The organism is Ancylobacter vacuolatus, assembly GCF_030813595.1.
Taxonomy (GTDB): Bacteria; Pseudomonadota; Alphaproteobacteria; order Rhizobiales; family Xanthobacteraceae; genus Ancylobacter; species Ancylobacter vacuolatus.
The window spans coordinates 22,633-32,680 of the sequence record NZ_JAUSUH010000016.1 but is presented as its reverse complement, the minus strand read 5'-3'; the positions used below and the strand labels follow the sequence as shown (position 1 = coordinate 32,680).

8 protein-coding genes and 1 pseudogene are annotated in these 10,048 nt (G+C 60.9%); 5 read left to right on the top strand and 4 right to left on the bottom strand.

Going from position 1 to position 10,048, the window contains the following annotated elements:
- The first annotated feature begins 472 nt into the window (after window positions 1-472).
- On the top strand, window positions 473-1,573 hold the full coding sequence (locus J2S76_RS22755) for an SbmA/BacA-like family transporter (protein WP_307064372.1): 1,101 nt from the start codon (window positions 473-475) through the stop codon (window positions 1,571-1,573).
- Between the two features lie 139 nt (window positions 1,574-1,712).
- Here J2S76_RS22755 and J2S76_RS22750 read toward each other — a convergent pair whose 3' ends face one another.
- Window positions 1,713-2,807, bottom strand: coding sequence for an AI-2E family transporter (locus J2S76_RS22750; protein ID WP_307064370.1), 1,095 nt, complete (start codon window positions 2,805-2,807; stop codon window positions 1,713-1,715).
- Between the two features lie 277 nt (window positions 2,808-3,084).
- On the opposite strand from J2S76_RS22750, the pseudogene J2S76_RS22745 reads away from it, so the two are divergent.
- Window positions 3,085-3,195, top strand: a pseudogene (locus J2S76_RS22745) (ATP-binding protein); the annotation flags it as partial.
- Window positions 3,196-3,563: 368 nt separating this feature from the next.
- On the opposite strand, the gene J2S76_RS22740 reads toward J2S76_RS22745, so the two are convergent.
- Entirely contained in the window at window positions 3,564-4,718 is a 1,155-nt protein-coding gene (locus J2S76_RS22740) for an aromatic ring-hydroxylating oxygenase subunit alpha (protein ID WP_307064369.1), read from the bottom strand.
- Between the two features lie 127 nt (window positions 4,719-4,845).
- On the opposite strand from J2S76_RS22740, the gene J2S76_RS22735 reads away from it, so the two are divergent.
- A complete protein-coding gene (locus tag J2S76_RS22735) occupies window positions 4,846-5,769 on the top strand; it encodes a LysR family transcriptional regulator (RefSeq protein WP_307064367.1) in 924 nt (307 codons plus the stop codon).
- A gap of 630 nt (window positions 5,770-6,399) precedes the next feature.
- On the opposite strand, the gene J2S76_RS22730 is transcribed toward J2S76_RS22735, so the two are convergent.
- Window positions 6,400-7,296, bottom strand: a complete 897-nt coding sequence (locus J2S76_RS22730; protein ID WP_307064365.1) for a LysR family transcriptional regulator — start codon at window positions 7,294-7,296, stop codon at window positions 6,400-6,402.
- 180 nt (window positions 7,297-7,476) lie between these two features.
- On the opposite strand from J2S76_RS22730, the gene J2S76_RS22725 reads away from it, so the two are divergent.
- Both J2S76_RS22725 and J2S76_RS22720 read left to right on the top strand, forming a co-directional pair.
- Window positions 7,477-8,145: a glutathione S-transferase family protein gene (locus J2S76_RS22725; protein WP_307064364.1), complete on the top strand. Its 669-nt coding sequence runs from the start codon at window positions 7,477-7,479 to the stop codon at window positions 8,143-8,145.
- Window positions 8,146-8,162: 17 nt separating this feature from the next.
- Window positions 8,163-8,858, top strand: a complete 696-nt coding sequence (locus tag J2S76_RS22720) for a glutathione S-transferase family protein (RefSeq protein WP_307064363.1) — start codon at window positions 8,163-8,165, stop codon at window positions 8,856-8,858.
- 411 nt (window positions 8,859-9,269) lie between these two features.
- Here the strand turns inward: J2S76_RS22720 and J2S76_RS22715 are convergent, their stop codons facing one another.
- Window positions 9,270-10,019 (bottom strand): transporter substrate-binding domain-containing protein, encoded by a 750-nt coding sequence (locus J2S76_RS22715; RefSeq protein WP_307064360.1) that lies wholly within the window; start codon window positions 10,017-10,019, stop codon window positions 9,270-9,272.
- Between the last annotated feature and the right edge of the window lie 29 nt (window positions 10,020-10,048).

The window sequence follows — 10,048 nt, the reverse complement described above, 5'->3', positions numbered from 1 at the left end:
CCGGAAACTCTAGCCTCCGGCGGTCCAAAGAATGGGGGCGGATCAACAGGCCGGAAACTCTAGCCTCCGGCGGTCCAAAGAATGGGGGCGGATCAAAACCGCCGAGGCTCTAATCGCCGCTGGATGACAAAGCAGTGGCAGGTCTCCCTCGAAAGCCTTTTTACAGAGGTCTGTTTTGGCGTGGGAAGGGGATGGGCTGATATTCAGCTGCCAACGTCCGCCTTGCGCCGCCATCTCGGCCATTACTCTGGTAACGGCCGCGACCCAAAAGCGGACGTGAGCAGGCACGGCACATAGGCACCTTTTGCGCCAGAAGCGGGAATTAGGCGTCTTTCATAAAGCAGACGTACTCAGCCGTGGCCTGGGTGAGTTGGCGCCAGTCATTGGCACAATCCACGGGCACTCTGGAATGAATCGTAGTCAGATGTCGGGGATGTGTGTGAAGCTTAGACCACATTCGTAGGCGTATCTGATGTCTCTCGATCCCTATATCGCTCCCGACGAAAGGCGCCTAATCGCCCGCTTCTTTGAAGGAGCGTCGGGATTCTGGCGGGGGCGTTCCGCCTGGCGGGCCTGGCTCCTCGCACTCCTGATGATATCGACCGTAATTGCGCAGCTTGTCGTGCAGTACCAGCTCAATTATTGGAATCGATATTTTTTCAATGCGATCGAGCGAAGGGATAGTGCAGAAATAATAAATCAAATAATTATATTTTTGCCAATAGCCGCGACGAATATTATACTGGCGGTTCTTTCGGTCTGGGGGCGGATGACGACCCAGCGCAAGTGGCGGGAGTGGTTTAGCAGGCATCTCTATGAATACTGGCTCGAAAAAGTCCACTCGCGCCAACTTCAATTCATGGAAGGAGAACATCAAAATCCAGAGTATCGGATCGCGGAGGATGCGAGGCTGGCGACCGATTTGCCGATCGATTTGACGCTTGGTCTGCTGTCTTCGCTCCTTACGGCGATCACATTTATCGGTGTTCTCTGGAATGTCGGCGGCGTTCTCGTCATCAGCCGCTTGAACCTGGAGGTTCGGGGGTATCTCGTTCTGGCGGTGGTTTCGTACTCGCTCCTTATCACGGCAACCATGATGATCATTGGTCGCCACCTGACGCACGTATTGGCCGACAGCAAGCGCGCCGAAGCGCAGCTCCGGGCAATCGGCTCTAAGCTGCGCGAGCATGGCGAGAGCAGCACCTCACGCGGGGACAAGGACGACGATGGGAAAGCGATTGGCGTTGCCTTGTCCGCAGTGATAGCAAAATGGCTGGCGCTTTGCTGGCAACTTATGCGAATGACATTGGTGTCGCAGACGAATTTGCTGATAGCCCCGGTGATCGGCCTGCTTCTGTGCATGCCGAACTATCTGGCCGGAACGATGAGCCTTGGCGAGGTCGTCCAGGCAGCGGCAGCGTTCGTCATCGTTCAAAGTGCGTTCAACTGGATCACCGACAGCTACGCCAGGTTGGCCGAGTGGACGTCATCCGCCAACCGCGTAGCGTCCCTTTTGCTGGCGCTAGACCAGATACGTGAACCTCACGGACCCGATCAGCCGATAGAGAAATAGGCTCCGAGCCATAGACGTACGTGCTTGATCAGAACGCCGAGTTGGCGGGTTCTCAGGAGTGCAGAGGGCAGCCGCCTTCTCCATCTGCCGCACAGAGCTCCCTCTATATGGTGTCGCCATGCCGTGCAGCGGAAGGGCCTTACGCCGAGCCGTCCGGCGGCAATGCCCGCCTCACTGTACGATCCTCGGGAGAAGTCCGCGTCGATTCCGAGAAAATAGCCCAGACAGCCAGGAACATCGCGGCGATAACGGGTCCGATGATGAAGCCGTGCAGGCCAAAAGTCTCAATGCCTCCGATGGTCGAAATCAGCACCACATAGTCAGGCATTTTCGTAGCCTGCCCGACCAGCAGAGGACGCAGGAAATTGTCGACCAGCCCGATGACCAGCACGCCGTAGGCAATCAGAAAGATGCCCTGCCATATGGATCCGGTCGCTATAAAATAGATCGCAACGGGAAGCCAAACCAGCGCGGACCCGATCACCGGCAGCAAAGACAGGAACGCCATCAAAACGGCCCACAACAGGGATGCGTGAACGCCGAGAAATAGGAACATAAGTCCCCCGAGCGCCCCCTGAAGCGCTGCCACAAGTATATCCCCCTTCACTGTCGCCCGGATAACGACGGTGAACTTGCGAACCAGAGCCTCGCGCTGATTGCCGGGGAGCGGGATGACATCCTTGACGCGATCCGCGAGTGTCAGTCCGTCGCGCAGCAGGAAAAACAGTAGGTAAAGCATCACGCCCAGGCTAACGAGAAAGCTGAACGTACTCTGACCGATGGACAGGGCCTCGGTTGCCATGAACTGGATGCCGTTTGCCATCGCGGCCGCGACCTTTTCCCAGGCCGCGCTGAGATTTGTTAGCCCGAAACCCCCGAGCTTATTGCTCGCCCAGTGAGGCAAGGCATCGAAGACCGGCTGAAAGACGCGAGAGAGATTGAGCTCACCAGACTGCACTTGGCTGTAGAGGCTGGACGCTTCCTGCGCCAGAGCCGCAGCCGTTATCAGCAAAGGCACGATAACGATTACAAGGATGATGAATACTGTCGCAAGCGCCGCGAGATTGCGGCGGTTCTTCATTCTGACCAACAGCCGCCGATTCAGCGGATCGAACACGATGGCGATGACCGCAGCCCAGAACACTGCGCCGAACAGCGGCCAGAGAACCCATGCGAAGGCAAGCGAGACCAAGCCGATCAGCAGCAGGAACGACTTGTACTCAACGGTCTGCATGTTGGTCTCCGCCCGGCAAATCTCGACTACTCGATGTCAGGTGAAATTGAAGAGCGCCATATGCTCTCGTCAGGGGCGAACCGTGCGGATCGGTGAAGCTTACCAACAAATGGCTCATCAAGCATCACAATCATCTGGCTTGAATCGATGGAAATCAACGTACCAGCGCGTCGGATACGTTCTATTAGGTTGATGCATTGGCGGATCGGTTCTGCCAATCGTTGACGATCACCCTTGCGTAAATATTGCGCAACTCAATGTGCGTTACCGAAGGCTCTCGGTCTTCGGCGACGCCAAGATGACCACGGCGCTGCTCGATCGCCTCACCCACCACTGCGACATCGTCGAGACCGGCAACGAAAGCGGGCGCTTCAAGAACAGGCTCTGAGCCCGACCGAGCCCATCCCCAGAGAGGTCCCTATTGCGCGCTTATCAGGGGGCCCGTTCCAACGCCGTTTGACAGATGATCTGCTCTTTCGTGAAGCGGCTGCGCCTCATGTTCTGGCCCTCTAATGGGCCAGAACGAACTTCAAGCTCGATTAGGGATAGGGGGCAATGTCATCGGAATTTCGTCGGCGCGAGCGAGACGGTGCCATTCCCGTAAAAGGATGGTGTCGACCTGGCGCCGCAATAGTCGGGGTCAGTGTAGAGGCGGCCCGGCAGCACCGCGCTCCGGGCTCCAGGCTGGGCGCGCGCGGCGACGGCACGCAATGTCTCGTTCATCCCTAGATATCGGCGTGCTCAGCAGCCATTTTCTCACTCCGCGGCGAGAGCGAAGGAGCGATCGAATCCGGTTGCCCGATCAGCGATGTAGTGCATGAAATCGTAGATCGGCCGCTCTAGATAGGAGAGGTGGCCGGCGCGAGCCACGCCCGCATTCATGCCACGGAACACCTTTTCAGTGCAGCCGCGATCCTCGACATTCACCTCATCCAGCAAGTTCTTGAGTGTCGCCACATACTCGCCGGCCCGCGGATCTGCCATGAATTCCGGCGACAGCCCGCCGCCGAACACCATCGCCACCTGACCGGTGCCCTTTGGATGCAGAGACAGGTACCAGAAATAGCCGGGGGTCAGGGTGATGAGGTGGCTGGGATAGAGAGCCAGCAGCGCAGTCGTCTTGCGCCAGCGTCCTTCGAGGCGGGTATTGTCCGGGTGCGCGTTACCGATCGGCAGCGACGCTTCCTTGGTAATCCAATGATAGTTGAAGGCAGCGAGGCCCGGGGGGCACTCCATTTCCTCGAGTTTTGAGTGGCCGCCCACAGTTCCGGCGTGACACACCGGAAGGTGGTAGCTCTCCATGAAGTTCTCCGCGAGCACTTTCCAGTTAGTGTCCCATATGTGGGTCTCGCGAAAGCACTCGATATAGTTCTCCATCTGGTACTGGGCGATCATCGCTTCCAGCGGCCGCAGCGTCGAGGCGACGCTCGGGCGATCCTTGTCGAGCGTTATGTAGATCCACCCGAGCCATTCCTCGCAGCGGATCGACGGCAGGACGTAGTCGTCCTTACAGAAGCCCGTGGTCTGGGTCATGAACGGCGCCCCGCGGAGGTGGCCGTCAAGCCCGTAGGTCCAGGCGTGATACGGGCAGACGATCGCGCGCCGGTTTCCGATGCCCTCAAGCAGCGTCGACATACGATGCAGGCAGACATTGGAAAAAGCGCGCAAATGGCCTTCGTTGTCGCGCAGTACCATTATCGGCTGGCCGGCAAGCTCGTAGGTCAGGTAGTCGCCCGCATTGGCGAGGCCACTGGATCGGCCAACACACATCCACTCCTTGGAGAAGATGGTGTCTAACTCGCGAGCAAGAAATTCCGGGCTGGTATAGACACTTGGCGGCATTGCGCGTGCGTCCTCGAACGGCCGTGCTGCGGCCTCGAGTAGTTCGGCAACCGGCTGAATTGGCGACATGGCGCTGATCCTCGTCCTCGCAGGCAGGCGCCGCTCCGGTCGAGCATGGCAACCGATCGGAAGCCAGATTGAACTTTTTTCAAGATAGGGAAAAACTCAAATATCTTGGCTTTAAACGAGTAATAATATGGTTCGATACACTCTCCGCCAGTGCACCTATTTCCGCGCCGTCGCCGAGCATGGTGGCATTGCGCAAGCGGCCCGCGCGCTCAATATTTCCCAACCCTCGGTCGCGCAGGCGCTGGACAAGTTGGAGGCCGTCACCGGCCTCGCCCTGTTCGATCGGCATCACGCACGGGGGCTGACGCTCACGCTTCAAGGTCGCGTCTTTCTCGAACACGTGACCCGCCTGGAGGAGCTGGCCCAACAGGTCGAGCGCGAAGCCTCGGCGCTGGCCGCGGAAGCAGCAGGAGAGATTCGCCTCGGGGTATTCTGGACACTCGCTCCCTTCTACGCAGCGCGGCTCATCAATTCATTCGCGGACATCGCTCCAGGGGTCATCATCCGCCTGAGGGAGATGTCGCTCACCGATCTCGCCGATGCGCTGCGGGAGGGCTCGATTGATCTCGCTCTGACCTATGATCGCGGCGCGGAACCTGACGGGCTGGCCTTTGTCGAACTCGCCGCGCTCCGGCCGATGGTCGTGCTCGCCGCTAATCATCCGCTGGCCGGGCGCCGCTCAATCAATCTCTCGGATCTCGCTGCAGAACCCTATGTCATGTTCGACGGGCCGGGGAGCCGAAGTTATTTCGAGGGACTGCTTGAAGAAATCGGGGTTAGCCCACGCATTTCCTACGTCTCCACTTCGCTCGAATCGGTACGGAGCGCGGTCGCAGCCGGCTTCGGCTTCACGCTGCTGGTGATGCGGCCTCCGTCCTCTGTCACATACGATGGAGGCAGGGTGAAGACGCTGAAGATCGATAACGAGGTGCGCCCGCTGCGCGTCGTGCTCGCTTCGCGCGGCGACGCCCATCGCGGGCTGATACTTCGGCGATTTGCTGACCACGCCGTCGACTATTTCGCGTCTTGTAAAACGACACAGGCCTCTTAAGGCGCAGAGGTCATGGCTGCGAGCGCCGACCGACGGTCCTCTTTCGGCCAAGTGCTCGTACCCGAACTGCACTCACCCATTGCCATGGGTATCGGCCGCGCGGTCGCGACCTCGCGTTAGCCGTGGCGCATCGCTCTAGACAGAAGCGGCCTCTCACTTGCCCTTTCACCGAGTTCGCTCTGCGCCGCCATCTCGGCCATTGATCTGGTAACGGCCGGCGCCCAAAAGCAGACATTAGCGAGGTGGGGCACTTCGGTACCTTTGCGCCAGGGGCAGAAGGTCGCTGCGACGACGACGAATGGTCGTTTTGGGGCCGGGAGCGGACAGGCGGGTCTTGGGAGCGGAGCGTGAGTAGCCGCCGTTCAAAGCGGTGTCTGGTGCAAGTGCACGACCGTGCAGGCAGTCTCGTGCAATTCCCAAGTTCGAACTTCGGGCGAGCCGAGTGATTTCCGTTTTGCCATGTCAGACGGCGCATTTTCCAGAGTCGCCGACCGGGAGCAGAATTTGGGAAACGCCAGCGCTCCGGGCCGGCAGGCCCATTCGCGGCACCGGCGATCCAGGCGAGCGAGCGTTGATCCGGAAGCGAATTAAGCGGCGAACCGGTCCTTCACGAGATGGTTTGGTTGATGATCAGCTCTTCGCGTCGAGCGTCGCGCCGAGATGATCGACAATCGCGCGCACTTTCGCTGATGGCCTGGGACCTGCCGGGAAAATAGCGTAGACCTCGGCCGGATCGAGCCGATAGGGTTCCAGCAGTTGCGTAAGCAGGCCAGTGCGGAGTTCCTCTCCTGCCATCACGCGAGTGGCCAGCGCGATGCCCATCCCTGCTACCGCAGCCGCCAGAATCCCCGGTGCTGAGTTGATCCAAAGCTTCGGCGGGACATTGACGGAGGTGACCGTCTGATTGTGCGTGAAGCGCCAGCTCTCGCGGCCAAACAGGCCATGCTGGACGATACAATGGTGCCGGGCGAGTTCGGCCGGATTGGCGGGCGCGCCATGCGCTGAGAGATAGGCCGGGGCCGCGACAACCAGTCGCTCGACTAGCGCAAGTTTGCGGGCGCCAAAGGTGGAGTCGTCCAGCGGTCCGACGCCCAGGCGGATGGCGATATCGACTCCGTCCGTGATGAGGTTCTGGCGCGCATCGCTCATGATCATCTCGACCCGAAGATCCGGGTGTCTGGCCAAGAACGTCGCAAGCGCCGGAATGACCGCGCGCGTGCCATAGAGCACCGGCATCGCCAAGCGTATCACGCCGTGCAGCGAGTCTGCCCCCCGGGCTGCCTGCTCGGCCTCCTCCATTTCTGCTAGCAGGTACCTCGCGCGCTCCAGATACAGGGCGCCGGCTTCCGTCAGCGAGATGCTGCGGGTGGTGCGCAGCAGAAGTGTCGTCCCCAGCCGCGCCTCCAGCGTACCGATGATGCGCGATACCGACGGCTGAGAAAGCTTCAGTTCGCGCGCCGCGCGAGAGAGACTGCCGCTCTCCGCCACCCGGACGAACACAGCCATTTCCTGCCAGCGATCACTCATTTGAAATCCGGATATATGTTTTCAACATTGGATGGATACACGTCCTTCCACGCATGGCCTAATTCCCAGCCTCCGGTGGGTCCACCGCGAACCTTCTCTACTTCCGAGGTCGGATCAGCCGCGTCGTTCCATCTCCCAGGTCCGGTCGGTCTGGTCCCACATTCAAAGGATGATCTAACAATGGCTATCAAGATCTACGGTGACCCCGGCTCGGGCAGCCGGCGCCGTGTCACGGCAGCAGCGGCTGCCATGGGCATCGACATCGAGATCGTGAACGTTGATCTCTTCAAGGGCGAGAGCCACACGCCCGAGTTCCTGGAGCTAAATCCGCACGGGTTGTCGCCGGTGATGGTGGACGGCGACTTCGTCCTCTACGAGTCGGCGGCGATCAACCTCTATCTCGCTGAGAAGGCGGGCAGCGATCTGGCGGGCAAAACGATCCGTGAGAAGTACGAGATCCTCCAGTGGATGTTCTGGTCAGGCGAGCAGTGGCGGATCTTCGCGACGCTCACCTTCGATGAGGTGCTTGGCAAGCGTTTCATGGGCCGGCCTGCGGATGAGACCATTGTACAACTGGCAGCCGACAAGATCCGTGCAGGGGCTGCCGTCCTGGACGCGCATCTCGCCGAGCATGACTACATCGTCGGCGACCGGCTGACGCTGGCGGATTTCGACATCGCCGGGCCGTTCTCGCAGAACGAACGGACGAAGATCCCGCTAAACGAATTCCCCAATCTGGTCGCCTGGCAGCAGCGTCTGCTGGACACGGTACCTGGTTGGGCTGCGACGAAGCGCGAAGTCGATGAGCGCATCGACGGTGCGCTCGCCGGTGCAGGGATAGAACTGTGAGCGCGGTAGAGGCGCCGATGGATTACGAATTGTTCTGGATCAGCGGCAGCCCCTATGCGTGGCGGGTGCAGTTAGCGTTCGAATACAAGGGCGTACCATATGCGTCCCACCGCTTGGACTCAGCCAAGCGGGAGAATCGCTCGCCGGCATTTCTCGCGCTCAATCCGCGCGGCAAGGTGCCGGTGCTGAGGACCGGTGACGCGGCGCTCTACGAATCCGTCGCGATCATCGCCTTCCTGGATCGCAGCCATCCCGCCGTGCCGCTGTTCGGCCAGGCGGCGCAGGAGCACGGCCGCATCTGGCAACGCGTGAGCGAGTTCGAGAACTACACGCGCGATCTGTTCGATGTGGAGATCGTCCGCCCGCTGTTGCGCGGCCATGCGAAGGACGATCCCGAGGCCATGCGCGCGTCCGCTGCTCGCGCGTATGATGCGCTTGGCTGGATGGAGCAGGCGCTGTCGGTCGCGCCTTATCTGGCGGGTGACGATATCACCGCAGCGGACATCGTCGCGCTGCCGAACATCCAGATGCTGCGACGGGCCGCAGCGCGTCCGGAAGCGATCGAGATGGCTCTTGGCCTTGAAGACCTTGGCGCGCGTCTGCCAGCATTGGGCGCGTGGCTGTCGCGGATGGAGAAAATGCGGGGATACGACGCTGCTTATCCACCGCACTGGCGGAGCTGTTCACGGGCAGGCAGCGCGCCCGCGACGTGATCGCTGCCTGCCATCACTTGGCAGAGCCAATCCATTCCCGATTCACAATCCTTTTGGTCAAGGCGAACACCGGATGCGAGCGCTTATCGATGGTTCGCCGTGGACCTGCCCGCAAGCGCTGGCCGCCATTGGCTGTCGTGCCGACGGCTCATGGAGGCGGCCGGGGCGCCACATCAACGGATGGCGGCTTCCGGGATCGATCCCGGCGAGCTTAAATGACGAGATGGCGGCGCAAAGCGGACGTTCATAAGGGATCCTTGAGACAGGGCCCGCCCGCGCGCTGTTGGTCGCCCCGGTTCATGAGCGCACCCGGCAGGTCATCTCGACGCTGCGGGCGCTGTGAGGACTGCCAACCTTCCGGCTCATAGGCAGAGAGGCGGCTCCGCCACAACGCGCACCAGCGCTTCGCCGTCACGCAGCGGAGACGCTGAGGCCCTGCACACGGTGCCTCTCGATCAGTTCGGCGACGAAGCCGGAGCTCTTGGCTGCCTTGATGAAGCTCGTGAGGTAGGTGAGCGCCGCGGCTTTCGCCTTTGGCGTTCCAATCGCCTGCTGCACCGCCATGAAGCGCCCCGGCAACAGGGTCGACCCGGGAAGCAGAGCCTGATCCGAAACCAACCGCGGTCGAAGCCCAGCGAGCGCGTCCAGCCCTTGATCGGCAAAATCCGCCCGCGCCGCGTCCATGGTCGAGGAGCGCACCAGCGTGGCGTGCTGGATGTTGCGGTCGAGCCATAGCCCATAGGCGGTGCGGCCCGTCACCGCGATGCGAAGGCCCGGTGCATCGACGTCCCCCGTGCCGTGCAACGTAGAGCCTTCGGGGACCAGATAGGTCGCCTCGATCTCCACATAGGGTGGGGTGAAGCTGATCACTTCGGCCCGCTGCGGCTCGGCCCCGATCAGCCCAATATCCCATTCGTCGCGCAAGGCCGCGTCGGCCAGAAGACCGGGCGACTCGTACGGCACCAATTGCAGCCCGACCCCGAGGTGATTGGCGATCGCGCCGGCCATGTCGGGCGACACCCCGATCGGCGAACCATGCGCATCGCGGCTCGAAACCAGCAGAAAGTTCGAGAGATTGATGCCGGCACGAAGTACGCCGCCTGGGGCAAGCAGGTCGCGCAAGGCCGGAGAGATGGGATCGATGGTCGGGCTGAGCGCCATGTTTGGTACTCGCTACTGAACAGAAAGGA